This is a genomic window from Streptomyces sp. NPDC027663 (assembly GCF_055566415.1).
Window position 1 is genome coordinate 951,478 of record NZ_JBVHSK010000002.1, and the last position, 19,552, is coordinate 971,029.

Annotated in this window: 18 protein-coding genes and 2 rRNA genes; 3 read left to right on the forward strand and 17 right to left on the reverse strand. The window is 71.0% G+C overall.

Translation table 11 applies throughout. From position 1 onward, the window contains the following. Window positions 1-23: 23 nt before the first annotated feature. The 6 genes from hemB to ACZ4SF_RS09275 form a co-directional block, all read right to left on the reverse strand. Window positions 24-1,025: a porphobilinogen synthase gene (hemB, locus tag ACZ4SF_RS09250; RefSeq protein WP_468380309.1), complete on the reverse strand. Its 1,002-nt coding sequence runs from the start codon at window positions 1,023-1,025 to the stop codon at window positions 24-26. Between the two features lie 372 nt (window positions 1,026-1,397). Further along, window positions 1,398-3,101, reverse strand: coding sequence for a bifunctional uroporphyrinogen-III C-methyltransferase/uroporphyrinogen-III synthase (locus ACZ4SF_RS09255; protein ID WP_468380311.1), 1,704 nt, complete (start codon window positions 3,099-3,101; stop codon window positions 1,398-1,400). Further along, complete coding sequence (hemC, locus tag ACZ4SF_RS09260) at window positions 3,098-4,105, reverse strand: hydroxymethylbilane synthase (protein WP_468380314.1); 1,008 nt, start codon at window positions 4,103-4,105, stop codon at window positions 3,098-3,100. The genes ACZ4SF_RS09255 and hemC overlap by 4 nt, the downstream gene beginning before the upstream one ends. Then, complete coding sequence (locus ACZ4SF_RS09265; protein WP_468380317.1) at window positions 4,102-5,808, reverse strand: glutamyl-tRNA reductase; 1,707 nt, start codon at window positions 5,806-5,808, stop codon at window positions 4,102-4,104. Before ACZ4SF_RS09265 ends, hemC begins: the two co-directional genes overlap by 4 nt. Further along, on the reverse strand, window positions 5,805-6,569 hold the full coding sequence (locus ACZ4SF_RS09270; protein ID WP_468380320.1) for a redox-sensing transcriptional repressor Rex: 765 nt from the start codon (window positions 6,567-6,569) through the stop codon (window positions 5,805-5,807). The genes ACZ4SF_RS09265 and ACZ4SF_RS09270 overlap by 4 nt, the downstream gene beginning before the upstream one ends. A 277-nt stretch (window positions 6,570-6,846) precedes the next feature. Continuing rightward, window positions 6,847-7,119: a glutaredoxin family protein gene (locus tag ACZ4SF_RS09275; protein WP_468380322.1), complete on the reverse strand. Its 273-nt coding sequence runs from the start codon at window positions 7,117-7,119 to the stop codon at window positions 6,847-6,849. A gap of 126 nt (window positions 7,120-7,245) precedes the next feature. Here ACZ4SF_RS09275 and ACZ4SF_RS09280 point away from each other — a divergent pair, with 126 nt between their 5' ends. From ACZ4SF_RS09280 to ACZ4SF_RS09290, 3 genes are all read left to right on the forward strand, one after another. Further along, window positions 7,246-8,166, forward strand: coding sequence for an HAD family hydrolase (locus tag ACZ4SF_RS09280; protein ID WP_468380324.1), 921 nt, complete (start codon window positions 7,246-7,248; stop codon window positions 8,164-8,166). Window positions 8,167-8,552: 386 nt separating this feature from the next. After that, window positions 8,553-9,347 (forward strand): ECF subfamily RNA polymerase sigma factor, BldN family, encoded by a 795-nt coding sequence (locus tag ACZ4SF_RS09285; RefSeq protein WP_468380326.1) that lies wholly within the window; start codon window positions 8,553-8,555, stop codon window positions 9,345-9,347. 236 nt (window positions 9,348-9,583) lie between these two features. Further along, window positions 9,584-10,819, forward strand: a complete 1,236-nt coding sequence (locus ACZ4SF_RS09290; RefSeq protein ID WP_468380327.1) for a DUF5667 domain-containing protein — start codon at window positions 9,584-9,586, stop codon at window positions 10,817-10,819. 326 nt (window positions 10,820-11,145) lie between these two features. Here the strand turns inward: ACZ4SF_RS09290 and ACZ4SF_RS09295 are convergent, their stop codons facing one another. From ACZ4SF_RS09295 to ACZ4SF_RS09345, 11 genes are all read right to left on the reverse strand, one after another. Then, a complete protein-coding gene (locus ACZ4SF_RS09295; RefSeq protein ID WP_468380329.1) occupies window positions 11,146-12,213 on the reverse strand; it encodes a lysophospholipid acyltransferase family protein in 1,068 nt (355 codons plus the stop codon). 14 nt (window positions 12,214-12,227) lie between these two features. Beyond that, window positions 12,228-13,292, reverse strand: coding sequence for an NAD-dependent epimerase/dehydratase family protein (locus ACZ4SF_RS09300; protein WP_468380332.1), 1,065 nt, complete (start codon window positions 13,290-13,292; stop codon window positions 12,228-12,230). 186 nt (window positions 13,293-13,478) lie between these two features. Then, window positions 13,479-13,577, reverse strand: coding sequence for a 30S ribosomal protein bS22 (locus ACZ4SF_RS09305; RefSeq protein WP_003948845.1), 99 nt, complete (start codon window positions 13,575-13,577; stop codon window positions 13,479-13,481). 136 nt (window positions 13,578-13,713) lie between these two features. Continuing rightward, window positions 13,714-13,926 (reverse strand): helix-turn-helix domain-containing protein, encoded by a 213-nt coding sequence (locus tag ACZ4SF_RS09310; RefSeq protein ID WP_121791081.1) that lies wholly within the window; start codon window positions 13,924-13,926, stop codon window positions 13,714-13,716. Window positions 13,927-14,055: 129 nt separating this feature from the next. After that, on the reverse strand, window positions 14,056-14,871 hold the full coding sequence (locus ACZ4SF_RS09315; protein WP_468380334.1) for a phosphatase: 816 nt from the start codon (window positions 14,869-14,871) through the stop codon (window positions 14,056-14,058). Between the two features lie 378 nt (window positions 14,872-15,249). After that, the gene (locus ACZ4SF_RS09320) at window positions 15,250-16,422 is read right to left on the reverse strand and encodes an acetoin utilization protein AcuC (RefSeq protein WP_468380336.1); all 1,173 of its coding nucleotides are present in this window, start codon (window positions 16,420-16,422) and stop codon (window positions 15,250-15,252) included. Then, window positions 16,373-17,602, reverse strand: coding sequence for an MFS transporter (locus tag ACZ4SF_RS09325; protein ID WP_468380338.1), 1,230 nt, complete (start codon window positions 17,600-17,602; stop codon window positions 16,373-16,375). Before ACZ4SF_RS09325 ends, ACZ4SF_RS09320 begins: the two co-directional genes overlap by 50 nt. Window positions 17,603-17,689: 87 nt before the next feature. Beyond that, the gene (locus tag ACZ4SF_RS09330; protein WP_468380340.1) at window positions 17,690-18,421 is read right to left on the reverse strand and encodes a VC0807 family protein; all 732 of its coding nucleotides are present in this window, start codon (window positions 18,419-18,421) and stop codon (window positions 17,690-17,692) included. 93 nt (window positions 18,422-18,514) lie between these two features. Beyond that, window positions 18,515-19,171, reverse strand: coding sequence for an HAD family hydrolase (locus tag ACZ4SF_RS09335; protein ID WP_468380341.1), 657 nt, complete (start codon window positions 19,169-19,171; stop codon window positions 18,515-18,517). 86 nt (window positions 19,172-19,257) lie between these two features. Continuing rightward, window positions 19,258-19,374, reverse strand: a 5S ribosomal RNA gene (gene rrf / locus ACZ4SF_RS09340). A gap of 81 nt (window positions 19,375-19,455) precedes the next feature. Further along, window positions 19,456-19,552 (reverse strand): 23S ribosomal RNA (locus ACZ4SF_RS09345); the annotation flags it as partial.

Sequence of the window (19,552 nt, forward strand, 5' to 3'; positions counted from 1 at the left end):
GTGCTGCCCTGCGGCGGTGCGGATCAGTCCGCCTGGCGCAGCTTCTGGGCCACCTCGGTGGCCCAGTAGGTGAGGATGTTCCGCGCGCCGGCCCGCTTGATGCCGGTCAGGGTCTCGAAGATGGCCCGGTCGCGGTCGACCCAGCCCTTCTCGGCGGCGGCCTCGATCATCGAGTACTCGCCGGAGATCTGGTAGGCGGCGACGGGCACGTCCACGCTGTCGGCGACCCGGGCGAGGATGTCGAGGTACGGGCCGGCCGGCTTGACCATCACCATGTCGGCGCCCTCGGCCAGGTCCAGCTCCAGCTCGCGCAGGGACTCACGCCAGTTGGCCGGGTCCTGCTGGTAGGTCTTGCGGTCGCCCTGCAGCGAGGAGGCGACGGCCTCGCGGAACGGGCCGTAGAAGGCCGAGGAGTACTTGGCGGTGTAGGCGAGGATCGCCACGTCCTCCCGCCCGATCTGGTCGAGCGCGTCGCGGATGACGCCGATCTGGCCGTCCATCATCCCGCTGGGACCGACGACATGGGCGCCGGCGTCGGCCTGCACCTGGGCCATCTCGGCGTACCGCTCCAGGGTGGCGTCGTTGTCGACGCGCCCCTCGGTGTCCAGCACGCCGCAGTGCCCGTGGTCGGTGAACTCGTCCAGGCACAGGTCGGACATGACGAGCAGGTCGTCGCCGACCTCGGCGCGCACGTCCCGGAGGGCGACCTGCAGGATCCCGTCCGGATCGGTGCCGACCGTGCCATGGGCGTCCTTCTTGCCCTCCTCGGGCACGCCGAACAGCATGATCCCGGAGATCCCGGCCTCCACGGCCTCCAGCGCGGCCTTCTTCAGGCTGTCCCGGGTGTGCTGCACGACCCCGGGCATCGCCGAGATCGGCACCGGCTCGCTGACGCCCTCACGGACGAACGCCGGGAGGATGAAGTCGGCGGGGTGCAGCCGCGTCTCAGCGACCATCCGCCGCATCACGGGCGAGGTCCGCAGCCGCCGGGGACGCGTACCGGGGAAGGATCCGTACTTCGTCATGCCATCTACGCTACGCCCGTCCCACCCGTGACTTTGCCGACGCGCAGTCGGTGCGACCGCACCGGCGGCGCGGGGTCACCCCGGCCGCGCTCCGACCGCTACGAGCCGCTCACGCCACTCCCGCATCCGCCCCGCGGCACCGGCGTTCAGCACCTGATCGACCGCGCCGCCGGCCGCACCCGACGCCGTCCGGAAGGGCTCCACGACCGCCGGCCGGCCGTGGACCTCCACCGGTGAGCCGGTCGCCGTACTCGTGGAGGACGGATGGGCTGTCGGGGGTCGCATGAGCTCGGACAGGCCGTGTCCTGCAACGGAACCGGCTCAGGGGTGCCCCCGAAACAGGGGCACCCCTGAGCCGGTGTGCGCCGAAGCTCAGGTGGTCGAGCGACGCCTGCGCGCCCCCGGCCGGCGTTCGCTCGGCCGCGTCACCGGATCCCCGGCCTCCACCGCCGCCGCACGCAGCTTCATCCCGAAGTCGGCCAGCGCCTCCGCGAGCTTGTGCACGGACGGCTCCGGTGCCATGACGTCGACCCGCAGCCCGTGCTCCTCGGCGGTCTTGGCCGTGGCGGGCCCGATGCACGCGATCACCGTCACGTTGTGCGGCTTGCCCGCGATACCCACCAGGTTCCGGACCGTCGACGAGGACGTGAAGAGCACCGCGTCGAAACCGCCGCCCTTGATCGCTTCACGGGTCTCCGCCGGCGGGGGCGAGGCGCGCACGGTCCGGTAGGCCGTGACGTCGTCGACCTCCCAGCCCAGCTCGATCAGCCCGGCGACCAGAGTCTCCGTGGCGATGTCGGCCCGCGGCAGGAAGACACGGTCGATCGGGTCGAAGACGGGGTCGTACGGCGGCCAGTCCTCCAGGAGGCCCGCCGCGGACTGCTCGCCGCTCGGCACCAGGTCCGGCTTCACGCCGAAGGCGACCAGCGCCTTGGCGGTCTGCTCCCCCACCGCGGCCACCTTGATGCCCGCGAAAGCCCGGGCGTCGAGGCCGTACTCCTCGAACTTCTCCCGCACCGCCTTCACCGCGTTGACGGACGTGAAGGCGATCCACTCGTACCGCCCGGTCACCAGACCCTTGACGGCACGTTCCATCTGCTGGGGCGTGCGCGGCGGTTCGACGGCGATCGTCGGGACCTCGTGCGGCACGGCACCGTAGGACCGCAGCTGGTCGGAGAGCGACGCCGCCTGCTCCTTCGTACGCGGCACGAGCACCTTCCAGCCGAACAGCGGCTTGGACTCGAACCACGACAGCTGGTCGCGCCGGGCGGCGGCGGAACGCTCGCCGACCACGGCTATCACCGGCCGGCCGCCGTCCGGCGACGGCAGCACCTTCGCCTGCTTCAGCGTCTGGGCGATCGTGCCGAGCGTCGCCGTCCAGGTGCGCTGGCGGGTCGTCGTACCGGCGATGGTCACCGTCAGCGGGGTGTCCGGCTTGCGGCCCGCGGAGACCAGTTCGCCCGCCGCGGCGGCCACGGAGTCCAGGGTCGTCGACACCACCACCGTGCCGTCCGACGCGCCCACCTCCGTCCAGCACCGGTCGGAGGCGGTACGGGCGTCCACGAACCGGACGTCCGCGCCGTCGGCGTCCCGCAGCGGCACGCCGGCGTACGCGGGCACGCCGACCGCGGCCGCGACACCGGGGACGACCTCGAAGGGCACCCCGGCGGCGGCGCAGGCGAGCATTTCCTCCGCCGCGTACGTATCAAGTCCCGGGTCCCCGGACACCGCACGGACGACCCGCCTGCCGCCCCGCGCAGCCTCCATGACAAGATGAGCGGCATCCCGGGCAGCGGCCGGGACAGCGGCGGGTGTTGACGTGCCGTCAACGACCGTCAGCTGGGGCGTGCCCGGCGGCGAGACCGACGAGGGATCGGAGTCCGTCTCCACGACGGAGACGCCCTGTCGGGCGTGCGTCCGGATGACGTCGAGCACCTCGTGCTCGGCGACCAGGACGTCCGCGTGCGACAGCGCCTCCACAGCGCGCAGAGTCAGCAGTCCCGGATCCCCGGGTCCGGCACCGAGGAAGGTGACGTGCCCGTGTTCCGGACCGGCGGGAAGGGTGGTGGGGCTCAATGTGCTCGCTCCCCCATCAGACCGGCCGCGCCCTGGGCGAGCATCTCGGTGGCGAGTTCGCGACCGAGTGCCCACGCCTGGTCGTGCGTCTGGGGCACGGGACCGGTGGTGGACAGCTGCACCATGCGGGTGCCGTCGGTCGTGCCGACGACGCCGCGCAGGCGCATTTCCTTGACAATCTGCCCGTCGGCCTGGGTGTCCCCCCGCTCGAGCGGAGCCGAGAGTGGGGGAAGGTCGGCCAGCGCGCCCACAGGGGCGCTGCAACCGGCCTCCAGGGCGGCGAGCAGTGACCGCTCGGCGGTGACGGCGACCCGCGTGAACGGGTCGTCGAGCTCGCCGAGCGCAGCGATCAGGGCAGCGTCTCGGGCGGTGTTCCCCGCCCTGCATTCGATCGCCAGGGCCCCCTGGCCGGGGGCGGGCAGAACCGTGTCGACCGACAGGAAGTCGGTCACCTCGTCGATCCGGCCGATCCGGTTGAGGCCGGCGGCGGCCAGTACGACCGCGTCCAGCTCGCCGTCCCGGACGTATCCGATCCGCGTGTCGACGTTGCCGCGGATCGGGACGGTCTCGATGTCCATGCCGTGGGCACGGGCGTACGCGTTCAGCTGGGCCATGCGGCGCGGCGAGCCGGTGCCGATGCGCGCACCGCGCGGGAGGTCGGTGAGCTTCAGCGCGTCGCGGGCGACGATCACGTCCCGCGGGTCCTCGCGCACCGGTACGGCGGCCAGGACCAGTTCCTCGGGCTGCGTGGTCGGCAGGTCCTTGAGCGAATGAACCGCGAAGTCGACCTCGCCCTTCACCAGCGCGTCCCGCAGCGCCGTGACGAACACCCCGGTGCCGCCGATCTGCGCGAGGTTCTCGCGGGAGACGTCGCCGTACGTGGTGATCTCGACCAGCTCGACGGGCCGCCCGGTCACCCGGCGGACGGCCTCCGCCACCTGCCCGGACTGGGCCATGGCGAGCTTGCTGCGCCTGGTCCCCAGCCTCAGTGCCTTCTCAGTCATGCCGGTCGGTCCTTCGTGTCTGTGCTGTCCACGGCCCGGGAGACGGAGGCGACCGTCTCGGGGTCGAGGTCGAACAGGGTGCGCAGCGCGTCCGCGTACCCGGCGCCGCCGGGCTCGGCCGCGAGCTGCTTGACCCGTACGGTCGGCGCGTGCAGCAGCTTGTCCACGACCCGGTGGACGGCCTGCCGGATCTCACCGCGCTGGCGTTCGTCCAGGTCGGGCAGGCGGCCGTCGAGCCGCGCGATCTCACCGGCGACGACGTCGGCGGCCATGGTGCGCAGCGCGACCACGGTCGGCGTGATGTGCGCCGCCCGCTGGGCCGCCCCGAAGGCCGCGACCTCGTCGGAGACGATACGCCGGACCTGGTCCACGTCGGCCGCCATCGGCGCGTCGGCGGAGGCTTCCGCCAGCGACTCGATGTCCACCAGGCGCACCCCGGCCAGCCGGTGCACGGCCGCGTCGATGTCGCGGGGCATGGCCAGGTCGAGGAGGAAGAAGAAGGGCGCGGGCCGCTCGGCCGGCGGCTCGGGCCTGCGCCGCTCGGGGATCCGGCCGACGGTGGCGGCGGTCGCGGCGAGCGCGGTGATCAGCTCGGCGTCCGCCTCGGGGCTGCGGCGGTCCCGGCGGTCGATGGTGCCGCCCGCCACCCAGGCCGCGTGCTGCTCGAGGGTGGCCGCGTCCATGCCGGCCACGGCGGCCTCGCCCATGAGCGAGAAGCCGGGCTGTACGGCGGCCAGGTCGAGCGGACAGTTCTCCTCGGTGCCGACGCTGGTGGGCGGCAGCGGGGCCATGGTCTTCGGTGCCGTACGAGCCGTGTCGGCCGGGCCGGCGGGCTCGGCGGTCTCGGCGGCCGGGGCGCCGGTACGGCCCTCGACCGCCTGCGCGACCGCCTCCGCGGTGAGCACCAGACCCGTCGCACCGGTGCAGGAGACGACGACGTCGGCACGTGTCAGCTCGTGCTGTACCGCCGCCATCTCCACCGCGCGGGCGGGGACGGCCGTGTCGTCGCCCTCGGTCAGTATCCGGGCGAGCCGCTCGGCGCGTTCGAAGGTGCGGTTGGCGACGACGACCTCGGCGACACCGGCACGCGCGAGCGTGGCCGCGGCCAGGGACGACATCGATCCGGCGCCGATGACCAGTGCCTTCTTGCCCGCGGCCCAGTCCGGGACGGCGCCGCCGACGGCGAGCTGTTCCAGGCCGAAGGTGACCAGGGACTGTCCGGCGCGGTCGATACCGGTCTCGGAGTGGGCGCGCTTGCCGACCCGCAGGGCCTGCTGGAACAGGTCGTTCAGCAGCTTGCCGGCGCTGTGCAGCTCCTGGGCACGGGCCAGGGAGTCCTTGATCTGCCCGAGGATCTGCCCTTCGCCGACGACCATCGAGTCGAGGCCGCAGGCCACCGAGAACAGGTGGTGGACGGCCCGGTCCTCGTAGTGCACGTACAGATAGGGCGTCAGCTCTTCCAGGCCGACCCCGCTGTGCTGGGCGAGCAGCGTGGACAGCTCGGCGACACCGGCGTGGAACTTGTCCACGTCGGCGTACAGCTCGATGCGGTTGCAGGTGGCGAGGACCGCGGCCTCGGTGGCGGGCTCGGCGGCGACCGTGTCCTGGACCAGCTTGGTCTGGGCGTCCGTGCTCAGCGCAGCCCGCTCCAGCACGCTGACCGGGGCACTGCGGTGGCTCAGCCCGACGACGAGGAGACTCATGCCGGCATCACGGCGGGGACGTCCCCGTCGGGCCCCTGGTCGCGGGAGTCTTCGCGGCTGGTGGCGGCGGGCAGCGCGCCGTCGCCCGCGGCGGTCTCCTCGCCGGCCTTGCGCTGCTCGTGGAAGGCGAGGATCTGCAGCTCGATGGAGAGGTCGACCTTGCGCACGTCGACGCCGTCCGGGACGGACAGCACGGTCGGCGCGAAGTTGAGGATGGAGGTCACCCCGGCGGCCACGAGCCGGTCGCAGACCTGCTGGGCGGCACCGGCGGGGGTGGCGATCACGCCGATCGACACGCCGTTGTCCTCGATGATCTTCTCGAGGTCGTCGGTGTGCTGCACGGGGATGCCCGCGACGGGCTTCCCGGCCATCGCCGGGTCGGCGTCGATGAGCGCGGCCACCCGGAAACCGCGTGAGGCGAAGCCGCCGTAGTTGGCGAGGGCGGCGCCGAGGTTGCCGATACCGACGATGACAACCGGCCAGTCCTGGGTGAGGCCGAGTTCACGGGAGATCTGGTAGACGAGATACTCCACGTCGTAGCCGACACCGCGCGTTCCGTAGGAGCCCAGGTAGGAGAAGTCCTTGCGCAGCTTGGCGGAGTTGACCCCCGCCGCCGCGGCCAGCTCCTCGGAGGAGACCGTGGGGACCGAGCGCTCCGACAGTGCGGTCAGGGCTCGGAGGTACAGCGGAAGCCGGGCGACGGTGGCCTCGGGAATCCCTCGGCTACGGGTCGCCGGTCGGTGTGTTCGGCCAGTTGCCACGGTGCTCCTGCGGGTAGAGCGGGGCTGCAGGCGGTCCGTCCCCAGACCGCCCCGTCGACAGCAGGCTATGTCTTTGTGAACGCGTGCACAAAGATGGTGTCCGATTTGCCCGGCAGAAGTGACCGGGGTCACGCGCCTTTCGCGCCCTCGGCCGGAACTGGCGCATACGCACCGGCGTTCCTTCATTACTGGGGGCAAAGCCGCACACACTCCTCACGAATCCCGCCCCCGAGACCAAACCGCCGTCGATCCTAAGCGACTTTCCGGTCGGTTTGGACTAGTCGGTCAGTGCCCGGCGCAGTCGCTCCTCGTTCACGCGCCAGAAGGTGTGCTGTTCACCGTCGACCAGTACGACCGGGATCTGCTCCCAGTAGCGGTCATGGAGTTCCCGGTCCTCGGTGATGTCCTTGAACTCCCACGGCACGCCGAGGTCGCTGCAAACCTTTTCGATCACCAGCTGCGCGTCGTCGCACAGGTGACAGCCCGGCTTGCGGATGAGGGTGACCAGCCGCTCACGAGGCTCGGTCTTGCGTCGGAAGAGGGGACTCATACCGGTCATTCTCGCGCGCTCCATGCCCGTTCCGGATCGTCTCTTTAACGGCCCCGACGCGCAGAGTTCACACCTTGCCAACCTCTCGACTCCGGAACCACCGAACAGACTGGCTATGCTCACGCCATGGCCGCTCTCGGATGGCTCACTCCCCGTAGGCGCTCCGCCACCGCGCGCAGCGTGCTGGCAGGCGAGGCCTCGGCGGAGGCTGCCCGCAAGTCCTCACAGGAGGCCCCGCAGGCCGCGCCGGCCGAACCGGAGTTCCCGGTGATCGGCGACGACAAGGCCGCCGCCTTCTTCGACCTCGACAACACGGTGATGCAGGGCGCCGCGCTCTTCCACTTCGGCCGGGGGCTGTACAAGCGGAAGTTCTTCGAGACCCGCGACCTCGCCCGGTTCGCCTGGCAGCAGGCATGGTTCCGGCTGGCCGGCGTCGAGGACCCCGAGCACATGCAGGACGCCCGCGATTCGGCCCTGTCGATCGTCAAGGGCCACCGGGTGGCCGAGCTGGAGACGATCGGCGAGGAGATCTACGACGAGTACATGGCCGACCGCATCTGGCCCGGCACCCGCGCCCTCGCCCAGGCCCACCTGGACGCCGGCCAGAAGGTGTGGCTGGTCACCGCGGCTCCTGTCGAGATCGCCCAGGTCATCGCCCGCCGCCTCGGCCTGACCGGCGCCCTCGGCACGGTCGCCGAATCGGTCGACGGCGTCTACACCGGCAAGCTGGTCGGCGAACCGCTGCACGGCCCCGCGAAGGCCGAGGCGGTCCGCGCCCTGGCCGCCGCCGAGGGCCTCGACCTCTCCCGCTGCGCGGCCTACAGCGACAGCCACAACGACATCCCGATGCTGTCCCTGGTCGGCCACCCCTACGCCATCAACCCCGACGCCAAGCTCCGCAGGCACGCCCGCGAGAAGGACTGGCGCCTGCGCGACTACCGTACCGGCCGCAAGGCGGCGAAGGTGGGCATCCCGGCGGCGGCCGGGGTGGGGGCGGTCGCCGGCGGCACCGCGGCCGCGATCGCTTTGAGCCGGCGCCGCCGGTAGTTCGGCCGGCTGGGCCGGATCCTCACCGCGGGAGCGACGGACCGTCACCGGCCGTGGCTCCTTTCGGGCGTTCCTGCAGTTCCCGGCACCCCTGGGGTGCGCCGCCCGGTGTGCCCTTCGAACGGTGCATGTACATCACGTTCTTCAACACGCCCTGCACTTCACCGAAACACGCCCTTTTCCGGTCAACAAGCGATCAGCTTAGGAAACTTGACCTGGCATCAAACGGATACAGATGCGACGCAACCGATGATTTGAGCAACTCGGTGTAGCAGGGCCTGCACGAAGCGTTATTCTCCTCAGACGCAAACCGGTACCTCTCCTTCGCTACGACGAGTGAAAGGTCCCGCACTGCACGTGATGGAAGCTCTGCCTCTGGGAGTCCCGTGTACCCACACGTCGGGGTTGACGCCTCGGGCCTGGCTACGCTGCGCGCAACGGTCGCAACGGTCAAAGAGACGCTGCGCGACTTCGTCCCCACCGCGTACGCCGTCCCCGCCTACGCCGTCCCCGCCTTCGCCGCCGCCGCGCCCGCAGGCCCGTGCTACGCACTGGCCGACGGCAGCGCCGCCGTCGGCAGACGAGGACGTGCCACCGGCTCGGCCACCGCACGCCGCCCGGCCGCCGACAGTGACAGCGCCCGGATGATGGACCTGGTCGAACGCGCCCAGGCCGGCGAGGCCGAGGCCTTCGGGCGGCTCTACGACCAGTACAGCGACACCGTGTACCGGTACATCTACTACCGCGTCGGCGGCCGGGCGACCGCCGAGGACCTCACCAGCGAGACCTTTCTGCGGGCGCTCCGCCGGATCGGCACCTTCACCTGGCAGGGCCGGGACTTCGGCGCCTGGCTGGTCACGATCGCCCGGAACCTCGTCGCCGACCACTTCAAGTCGAGCCGGTTCCGACTGGAGGTCACCACCGGCGAGATGCTCGACGCCAACGAGGTCGAGCGCTCCCCGGAGGACTCCGTCCTGGAGTCCCTGTCCAACGCCGCGCTGCTCGACGCCGTACGCCGGCTCAACCCGCAGCAGCAGGAGTGCGTCACGCTCCGCTTCCTCCAGGGCCTCTCGGTCGCCGAGACCGCCCGGGTGATGGGCAAGAACGAGGGCGCCATCAAGACCCTCCAGTACCGCGCCGTGCGCACGCTCGCCCGTCTGCTGCCGGACGACGCCCGCTGAGCATGACAACCGTGAGCGACGCCCAACTCACGTTGCGTGCACGACCGTTGTCTTTCTGAGCCGATCATCCGCCGTCCGTAACCCAAGTGCCGCGCCAGTCGTTGTGCGGGATACAGGCTCCCTGTGGTCACGTCCTGGCCCACCCCGATCACCCGATCGTGTGGAAGTGGTCGAGGGCGTGCAACCCTCAGGACCCCCTGGGGAGTCGACCGTCATGACGAGAGGAGGTGCCGCCAGTGATCGCGAACGTATCGGCGCACCGGCGGGCGAACGCCTTCGCCCAGGCCCTGGAGGAGCAGTCCGACCGGGACACGGCGGCCGAGCAGTCCGCAGCGGTGGCGGCTTCACCGCCGACCCCTGCGGAACAGGCCGGGCAGGGCGAGCTGCTGGCCCTGGCCGCTGGCCTCGGCGCACTGCCCAAGCCGCAGCTCGACCCCGAGGTCAAGGTCGTTCAGCGGGCCCAGCTGGTGGCCGCGATGGAGGCCATGCTCCAGGAGGGAACCGGGGCGGCGGATGCGCCGGTGCCGGAACAACGGTCCCACCGGGCCCGGGGCGCACACCGGGCGAGCCCACTGGGCAAACTGCGCCCGCGTACGAGGCTGACCAAGGGGCTGGCGGCCGGCGGGCTGAGCGTCGGCGTGGCCGCAGGGGCTTTCGGCGGGGTCGCAGCCGCCAGCTCCGACGCCCTGCCCGGCGACTCGCTCTACGGCCTGAAGCGGGGCATCGAGGACTTCAAGCTCAACTACCTGACCGACGGGGACGACCAGCGCGGCGAGACCTACCTCGACCAGGCCTCCACCCGGCTCAGCGAGGCCCGGCGACTGCTGGAGCGCGGCCGGGGCGGCCACCTCGACCACGAGTCCATCGGGGAGATCCGCCGCACCCTGTCCGGGATGCAGCACGACGTCATCGAGGGCCACCGGCTGCTGCACGCGGCCTACGAGGCCGACCCGGACTCGCTGGGCCCCATCCAGGCCCTGTCCACCTTCTCGCGGTCCCACCGCGAGGCCTGGTCCGCGCTCAGCGACAAGCTGCCCGTGCAGCTCGGCGACGTCAAACAGCAGGTCTCCTCGGTCTTCGACGCCATAGACGAAGAGGTCGCCCCGCTGCAGTCCCTGCTCCCGCAGCCGCCCGCCCGGCCCGGCGACGGCCGGCACCGGAGCGGCTCCGGCACGGCGTCCACCGGCTCCTCCGGCAGCCACCGGTCGGCCGCGCCCAGCTCCTCCGGCGACACCCCGTCCGCCGGCAAGCACACCGGCACCGGGGCCCCGAGCGGCTCGGCCACCGGCAGCAGCGGCGACGGCCTGCTCGGCGGCGACACGGGCGGCCTGCTCGACCCGCCGAAGGTCGGCTCCGAGGGCAGCTCCCCGTCCGCCGGCAAGTCCCCGTCCACCCAGCCGGACGTCACCATCCCGCCGCTCATCCCGGACCTGCTCCCGGGCCTGGGCATCGGCACCGAGGACGACGACTAGCCCCACCACGGCCACGGCTTCGGGGGCGCCCACCCGAGCGGGACGCCCCCGAAGCCACACGGCCAGGCAACACCGGAACAGCCCAGCCATACCGACCGGCGACACCCGGCAGGCGGAATCAGCCCTGTGCCGGTCGTGCCGCTCGCCCAGGAGGAAGACCGACCGCCGCTGCACCAGCAGCTCGGCCCCTCCTGTCCGCTGCCCTCACACTGCTACGCAGGCATCGCACAGCCGCGCCGGCCTCCGACCGGCCACACCGGACCCGCGACACTCGGCAGGCGACACCCGGCAGGCGGATTCGGCCCAGTGCCGGTCGTGCCGCTCGCTCAGAAGAAGACCGACCGCCGCTGCACCAGCAGCTTGTACAGCGTGTGCTGGATCTGTTCCCGCACCTGGTCGGTCAGGTTGAACATCAGCATCGGGTCCTCGGCCGCCTCCGGCGGATAGCCGTCCGTCGGGATCGGCTCGCCGAACTGGATCGTCCACTTGGTCGGGAGCGGGATCGCGCCCAGCGGGCCCAGCCACGGGAACGTCGGCGTCAGCGGGAAGTACGGGAAGCCCAGCAGCCGGGCCAGCGTCTTGGCGTTGCCGATCATCGGGTAGATCTCCTCCGCCCCGACGATCGAGCACGGGATGATCGGCGCACCCTGACGCAGGGCCGTGGAGACGAAGCCGCCGCGGCCGAACCGCTGGAGCTTGTAGCGCTCGCTGAAAGGTTTCCCGATGCCCTTGAATCCCTCGGGCATCACCCCGACCAGCTCGCCCTGGGCCAGCAGCCGCTCCGCGTCCTCCGCGCAAGCGAGGGTGTGCCCCAGCTTGCGGGCCAGCTCGTTGACCACCGGCAGCACGAACACCAGGTCCGCCGCCAGGAGCCGGAGATGACGGCCGGCCGGATGGTGGTCGTGCACCGCCACCTGCATCATCAGCCCGTCCAGCGGCAGCGTGCCGGAGTGGTTGGCGACGATCAGCGCCCCGCCGTCGGCCGGGATGTTCTCGATGCCCTTCACATCGACGCGGAAGTACTTCTCGTACACCGGCCGCAGCAGCGACATCAGGACCTGGTCGGTCAGCTCCTCGTCGTAGCCGAAGTCATCGACCTCGTAGTCCCCGGTGAGCCGGCGCCGCAGGAAGGCCAGCCCGGCCGCCACACGCCGCTCCAGGCCGCCGTCCCGCCCTTCGGCCTCCCGGGGCCGCTCCAGCGGCTCCTCCTCGCGGCTCACAGCCCCATCATCCTGCGCCTGTGCCCGGCTCGGCAGAGGCTGGACCTCACCGATCTCGCCCGTCTCCCCGAGTGCCCCCCGTCGGCCGGCCCCGTTCCGGCGCCGCGCCGGGCGCTGCGCGGCGCTCCCGCGGGACCGGTCGTCGTCGAACGGAATGACCTTGGCGTCCGCCATCGTTGCCGCTCTCCTCAATTGGCGCTGTGCGTCTGCGGGTGGTGGCCGGCCGCCTTCGCGGCCAGCGCGACGATCCGGTCGACGGCCCCCGCGAGGGCCTCCGGCGGCAGCAACCCGGGGCCCTGGCTGCGCGCGAAGTCCGCGAACGTCTCCGCCGTCGTGTACTTGGGTGCGAACCCCAGCGTCTCGCGCATCTGGTCCGTGGCCACCACCCGGCCATGGGTGAGCAGCCGGATCTGCTCCGGCGAGAAGTCCGTCATGCCGAGCGTGCGGACCAGGGAGCCGGCCCAGGTGACCGCGGGCAGCAGCAGCGGCACCGTGGGCCGCCCGAGCCGCCGCGAGCACTGCGACAGCAGCAGCACACCGTCACCGGCGATGTTGAACGTGCCGCTGTTGAGCGTGCCCCGGCGCGGCTCGTGCGAGGCGATGCGCAGCACCTCGATGACGTCGTCCTCGTGCACGAACTGCAGCCGCGGGTCGTAGCCGCCCACCGTGGGCAGCACGGGCAGGCAGAAGTACGAGGCGAGCGGGGTGTCCGCGGCCGGTCCGAGGATGTTGGCGAACCGCAGCACGCACACGGCGACGTCCGGCCGCCGCCGCGCGAACCCGCGCACATACCCCTCGACCTCGACGGCGTCCTTGGCGAAGCCGCCGCTGGGCAGCGACTTCGGCGGGGTCGTCTCGGTGAAGACGGCCGGATCGCGGGGCGCCGACCCGTACACGTTCGTACTGGACTTCACCACCAGCCGCTGCACGGTCGGCGACTTCTGGCAGGCGCCGAGCAGCTGCATGGTGCCGATGACGTTGGTCTCCTTGACCGTGGCCCGGCTGCCGCTGCCCAGTGCCGTGGCCGTCACATCCATGTGGACCACGGTGTCGGCGCCCGTCTCGGCGAGCACCCGGGCGATGGTCGGCTGCCGGATGTCGGCCTGGATGAAGTCGGCCCCGCCCAGATGGTGCGCCGGGGGCACCGCGTCCACGGCGATCACCCGGTCGACCTCCGGGTCCCGCTGGATCCGTCGCACGAACCGGCCGCCCAGCTGCCGGGCCACTCCGGTGACGAGCACGACCTTTCCCAAGATCAGCGCCTTCCTTCCCGCGTACCGGTATCCCGCGTTCCCCGTGTGCGGCCAACCTAGCGGTTTGATGTTGCGCTGTGATGACCGCCGATGCGCGAGGTGACGGAATTTCCCCCATCGGTATATGCCTGTGGCCCCCCACCACTGCTGGTGGGGGGCCACAGGGCCACGCTCTCGCTGCGCCGCTTACTTCTTGTTACGACGCTGAACGCGCGTGCGCTTGAGCAGCTTGCGGTGCTTCTTCTTGGCCATCCGCTTGCGCCGCTTCTTGATAACAGAGCCCACGACTACCCTCGCTCACTTCTCATCACTCGGTTGTTTGGGCGCCATGGGCCCACACGACCTACGAGGGGCTAGCCTACCCAACCGAGCGCTGAGGTCGTAATCGAGGGGGTACCCCCAGGTCACCCCGGGGTTGCCGTCAGGCCGTCTCCACCCCCACATAGCTGTCGCGGAGGTACTCGTGGACCGCTTGCTCGGGGACACGGAAGGACCGCCCCACCCGAATCGCGGGCAGATGACCGCTGTGCACCAGCCGGTACACGGTCATCTTCGACACTCGCATCACCGAGGCGACCTCCGCCACGGTAAGGAACTGAACCTCGTTCAGAGGCCTCTCGCCAGCTGCAGCCATGACACACCTGAACCTTCCGCACTCGACGGCCACCGGCTTCCCCTTCCGGTGACTCTTCGTCGTTGCGTGCTCACTCCCCAGACTAGGGGCGTGTGATGCGAGTGGGGAAGAGGTGCACCCATCGGCGGCCTACTGTGACAGACACGCGCGATTGAGCACGTAGCGGGTCAGCGGCCGGTAGTGAGCAGACCGCACTGCGTCATCAACCGGAACGACCACGGACACCCGCCCCTCCGCCTCCCCCACGAACAGCGCGGGATCATCCGTGTCGGCCAGCCCGATGGCCTCGAACCCCAGCTGACCAGCACCGCAGACCCACCCGTGGTCGCCCACGACCAGCTCGGGCAGGGGCCCGCCGGCCGCCGCGGCGGCCTCCAGCACGACCCGAACCGGGAGCGGCGAATGGCTGTGCGTACCCGGCTCACAACCGGGGCGCTCGCTCTCCGGTTCCCGCACCAGGGCAACTCCTCGTACGTAGTCGAGGTAGTGGGTGCGTAGACCGAACCGGGTCAATATGTCGACACAGCGACCCTGCGCCGGTGTGAGCACCTCACACCCCGCCGCCGAGAGCGCGTCCGCCAACCCGGCGTAGAAACCGAGCAGCCGCTGCGGGTGCCCGGTGCCGAACAGCACGGGCGCACCACGTCCGGCCACCTCCCGGATCCGCTCCGCGAAGACATCCAGCGCGGCGAGCGTCCGCTCCGGATCGATCACATCAGGGCCGGTGGTGTACCCGGGATCGGCCGAAACCCCGCACTTCTCCGCCATCAACGCGAGCAACTCCCGCTGCCCCCAGGCCCCTTCCGGATCAATCCCGATCAGCATCCGGGGATCCCGCGCGGCGAACAGCCGATAACTCCGCAGACCCTCCTCCCGCGGGGTCGCCACCACCCCGGCGAGCCGAGCGGCCACCAGATGCGCGCGGAGTCGGGCGGGGGTCAGCACGGCTGCGATGGTGGCCCACCTGGGCGCACCGACGGGACGAAAACGCCAGAAATCCGCACGGATGGCCTAATGAACCCCAGGAGGACAGACCCCAGCCGACCGAGCCACCCACCCCGACACAGACCTGCGAGAGCGCCTCCCCAGCCGGCCGAGCCACACAGACCTGCGCCAACGGCCCCACAGCCGACCGAGCCACCCACCCCGACGCAGACCTGCGAGAGCGCCTCCCCAGTCGGTGACGCTGACCTGCGAGAGTGCCCCCAGCGGTCCGAGGCGGTCGTCCGACGGGGGCCTGTGACGGTGCCTTCCGAGCCGACCGAGTCGGGTGGGCGGGTGGGCAAGGTCCGGGGGTCCAGGGGGCTGAGCCCCCTGGTCGGCTCACGGCAACAGCCCCCGCAGCGGAAACACGGCCCGCCGAGTGGCCAGCACAGCCTGATCAACCTGGTCAGCGGGGTCGTACCCGGCCTCCCACTCCCCGTACGACACCGGCCACCGCCCATCCGTCATCCGCTGCGGCCCCAACTGCCGCGTCCGAGCGAACACTTCCTGCCGCCAGCCCTCAGGAATCATCGCCTCCGGAGCCACCGGCTTCCCCGCCGCGATCCCCACGAGATGCGTCCACGACCGCGGTACGACGTCCACCACCGCGTACCCGCCCCCGCCCAGCGCGACCCACTTCCCGCCCGCGTACTCGTGCGCCAGCTCATGACACGCCACCTGCACCGCCCGCTGGGCGTCCAGCGACACGGCCAGATGCGCCAACGGATCCTCGAAGTGCGTGTCCGCCCCGTGCTGAGACACGATCACCTGCGGCCGGAACTCCGCCAGCAGTTCCGGCACCACCCCGTGGAACGCCCGCACCCAGCCGGCGTCCCCGGTCCCGGCCGGCAGCGCCACGTTCACCGCGGCCCCCTCCCCCGCGCCCGCCCCGGTCTCCTGCGGCCAGCCGGTCTGCGGGAACAACGTACGGGGATGCTCGTGCACGGAGATCGTCAGCACCCGGGGGTCCTCCCAGAACGCCGCCTGCACCCCGTCCCCGTGGTGCACGTCGACGTCCACGTAGGCGACCCGCTCCGCCCCCAGCTCCAGCAGCCGCGCGATCGCGAGCGACGCGTCGTTGTAGATGCAGAAGCCCGACGCCCCGCCCGGCATCGCATGGTGCAGCCCGCCCGCGAAGTTCACGGCGTGATCGGCGTCCCCCCGCCACACCGCCTCGGCCGCCCCCACCGACTGCCCGGCGATCAGCGCGGACACCTCGTGCATCCCGGCGAACGCGGGATCGTCGAGCGTACCGAGTCCGTACGCCATGTCGGCCCCCGCCGGATCCGCGGACGCGGCCTTGACGGCGTCGATGTAGTCCTCCCGGTGGACCAGCCGGAGCGTCGACTCACCGGCCGGTTTCGCCGCGACGATCTCCAGTTCCCGGTCCAGCCCGAAGGCGCCGACCAGTTTCCGGGTCAGCTCCAGCCGGACCGGATCCATCGGGTGGTTCGGGCCGAAGTCATAGCCCGTTACTGCCTCGTCCCACATCAGCTGTGCGCGGCCGCTCATGCCCGCCACCGTATCGGTCCGGTTGAGCGGCGAACGACCTGGCGTACCCCAGTGTCACCAGCACCAACACCATCGGCACCAGCATGGCCCCCCGGTAGCTCCAGGCGTCCCCGAGGGCACCCACCAACGGGGAACCGATCAAGAAGCCCACATAGTTGAAGATGTTCAGCCGCGCGATCGCCGCGTCCGAGGCATTCGGGAACAGCCTCCCCGCCGCCGCGAAGGTCTGCGGCACCAGGACGCACAGCCCCAGCCCCAGCAGGGTGAACCCGAGCATTCCGGCCCACGCGCCGGGCGCCGCGGCCACCACCGCGAACCCGCCGGCCGCCACGAGCGCCCCGAGCCGTACGACGGTGACGGCCCCGAACCGACGTACACCGAGGTCCCCGACGGCCCGTCCCACCAGCGTGGTCACCATGTACACGTTGTACGGCACGGTGGCCAGCTGCTCCGAGCTGCCCAGCACGTCCTTCAGATACTTCGCGCTCCAGTTGGAGACCGTCGAGTCCCCGATGTAGGCGAAGGTCATCACCAGGCACAGCGGCAGCAGCAGCCCGAAGACGACGCGCCCGCCGCGCTCCTGGCTTTCCGTCAGGACCGCCGGCTCCGGCTCCGGCTCCCCGTCGACGTACCACCGGCTCCCCAGCAGTACCGCCGGCAGCAGCACGGCCACCACGGGCAGGTACGACACCCACAGCGCGAGATGCCAGTGCGCCCCCGCCCAGGCCAGTGAGGCCCCTACGATCCCGCCCAGGCTGTAGACGGCGTGAAAGCCGAGCATGATGCTGCGCCCGTACGACCGCTGCAGGCTCACCCCGAGCATGTTCATGGACGCGTCCAGCGCCCCCACCGCCAGGCCGAAGGTGCCCAGCGCCACCGCCAGCGCGGCTACCTGCCCCTGCCCGCCCGCCCCGACGCCGAGCAGCGCCAGCAGCACCACCGGCTGGGACCAGCGCAGCAGCCGGCTGGGACGCACCCGCTTGACCAGCTGCTCGGTGGTCACGCTGCCGACCCCGGCGAGGATCGGTACGGCCGCGAGGAACACCGGCAGCAGCGCGTCGGAGACGCCGTACCGGTCCTGGACGGCCGGGATGCGCGTGACCAGCAGAGCGAACGCGGCGCCCTGGGCGAAGAAGCTGAACGCCAGCGAGGCCCTGCCGCGCCGCAGCACATCAGTCATGGCGGCGAGCGTAGGGCCCCGGACTACCCGTGGGTAGATCCAGCCAAAGATGAATTTCCTTCAGCTTCTGCCGAGTCGGCGCGCCGGTCAGGCCGCGACGGCCACCGCCGGTCGCTCGGCCCGGTCGGCCTCCGCCTCGGTGGTGAGCATCTGCTCCATCGGTCCGGCCGCCAGCCCACCGCTGACCACGAAGCCGATCACCATGCCGCCGATCAAGATGACGGAGCCGAGCCACACCATGGTGTCCACGGGGATGGTGTACGCACCCACCGCCCGTACGACGCACTCGGCCAGCAGCACCACGCCCCAGACCACGGAGAAGGCCCGCTCCTTGCGCCGGAAGGCCTCGGCCCTGGCTCCCGTCCCGGACACCAGCCGCTGCCAGGCGGCTTCTTTCGCCGCATCCCCCTTCACCAGGAAGGGCTTCATGCCGGCGGTCATCATCGGCTTGCCGAGCGCGACGGAGACCAGGATCCCGATGCCGACCGTGCTGCTGACCGCGCTGTCCTTGGCGAGCATCAGCCGCGGGTCGCCGGAGACGAAACTCAGCAGCAGGGACACCACGTTGACGACCAGAATGAGGCCGGCCAGGCCGTTGGTCTTCCGCTCCTTGACCAGGCCCCACGCGGTCCGCACGGCCGGTACCACGCTGCTCCAGGCGAGGGCCGCGAAGGTGCTCATCCCGAAGGCGTCCTTGAGGAGGTAGTACGAGCCGAGCGGCACCGCCACGTCGATGAGCAGCGGCTTGAAGTTGTCCAGCACGCTCGGCTGCCGGTCCTGCTGCTTGCCGTGGCCCTGAGCCCCCGTGTTCTTCGTCATGCCCTCAGCTTCGCCGCTGCGGGCAGTCCGCCAGTAGAAACGAACGTCCGGAGGTCCGCATGACAATTGTCAGGCCGCTGCGGATGGCGGCTGTCACTTCAGCAGGTCGGCCAACTGCCGCGGGTCGCTGAACAGTCGGCCGGTCTCGGCGCCGGCGCGCAGCAGCCGGTCCGGGGGCGTCATGGCGGTGAACCCGTAGACGTCCATTCCGGCCTCACGTGCCGCCAGCACCCCGAGCGGCGAGTCCTCGACGACCGCACACCGCTCGGGCGCCACGCCCATCCGCTCAGCCGCGTGCAGGAAGAGATCGGGCCACGGCTTCCCGCGTCCCACGTCCTCCGAGCTGAAGATCCGTCCTTCCTCGAACCACCGGTCGAGCCCGGTCGTCCGGTGCCCCGCCCGGATGCGCGCGTGACTCCCGGACGAGGCCACGCAGTACGGCACCCCGTCGGCGGCCAGCTTCTCCAGTACGTCGGTGACGCCGGCCACCGGCTTCAAGTCGCGCTCGAAGGCAGCGAACACGCGCGCATGGAAGACGTCGTCGAAGTCGTCCGGCAACCGCTGTCCCGTCCGCTGCAGGACCATCTCGTGAATCCGGTGCATCGCCGACCCCATGTAGTCCCGGATCGAGTCCTCGTAGGTGGTCGGATGGCCCAGCTCGGTCAGATAGACGGCCAGCAGCCGGTTCGATATGGGCTCGCTGTCCACGAGGACACCGTCATTGTCGAAGATCACAAGGTCATAGCGCATACCGTCGAGCTTACGGCCGGGCCGCAAAAGGCCCGGAATACAGAAAACCCCCGCATCGAACCGATGCGGGGGTTTTCTCAAAATTTGTTCGGCGGCGTCCTACTCTCCCACAGGGTCCCCCCTGCAGTACCATCGGCGCTGTGAGGCTTAGCTTCCGGGTTCGGAATGTAACCGGGCGTTTCCCTCACGCTATGACCACCGAAACACTATGAAACTGTCGACCGGAACGCCTGTACGGCGACGTGGTCGTGGTTTCAGAACCAACACAGTGAACGCGAGCGTCTGAGGACAAGCCCTCGGCCTATTAGTACCAGTCAACTCCACCCGTTACCGGGCTTCCATATCTGGCCTATCAACCCAGTCGTCTACTGGGAGCCTTAC

Bases quoted from the DNA above. Each gene is read 5' to 3' on its own strand.
- hemB (WP_468380309.1), bottom strand. From the start codon at position 1,025: ATGACGAAGTACGGATCCTTCCCCGGTACGCGTCCCCGGCGGCTGCGG.
- hemC (WP_468380314.1), bottom strand. From the start codon at position 4,105: ATGACTGAGAAGGCACTGAGGCTGGGGACCAGGCGCAGCAAGCTCGCC.
- ACZ4SF_RS09265 (WP_468380317.1), bottom strand. From the start codon at position 5,808: ATGAGTCTCCTCGTCGTCGGGCTGAGCCACCGCAGTGCCCCGGTCAGC.
- ACZ4SF_RS09275 (WP_468380322.1), bottom strand. From the start codon at position 7,119: ATGAGTCCCCTCTTCCGACGCAAGACCGAGCCTCGTGAGCGGCTGGTC.
- ACZ4SF_RS09280 (WP_468380324.1), top strand. From the start codon at position 7,246: ATGGCCGCTCTCGGATGGCTCACTCCCCGTAGGCGCTCCGCCACCGCG.
- ACZ4SF_RS09295 (WP_468380329.1), bottom strand. From the start codon at position 12,213: ATGGCGGACGCCAAGGTCATTCCGTTCGACGACGACCGGTCCCGCGGG.
- ACZ4SF_RS09310 (WP_121791081.1), bottom strand. From the start codon at position 13,926: ATGGCTGCAGCTGGCGAGAGGCCTCTGAACGAGGTTCAGTTCCTTACC.
- ACZ4SF_RS09320 (WP_468380336.1), bottom strand. From the start codon at position 16,422: ATGAGCGGCCGCGCACAGCTGATGTGGGACGAGGCAGTAACGGGCTAT.
- ACZ4SF_RS09325 (WP_468380338.1), bottom strand. From the start codon at position 17,602: ATGACTGATGTGCTGCGGCGCGGCAGGGCCTCGCTGGCGTTCAGCTTC.
- ACZ4SF_RS09330 (WP_468380340.1), bottom strand. From the start codon at position 18,421: ATGACGAAGAACACGGGGGCTCAGGGCCACGGCAAGCAGCAGGACCGG.
- ACZ4SF_RS09335 (WP_468380341.1), bottom strand. From the start codon at position 19,171: ATGCGCTATGACCTTGTGATCTTCGACAATGACGGTGTCCTCGTGGAC.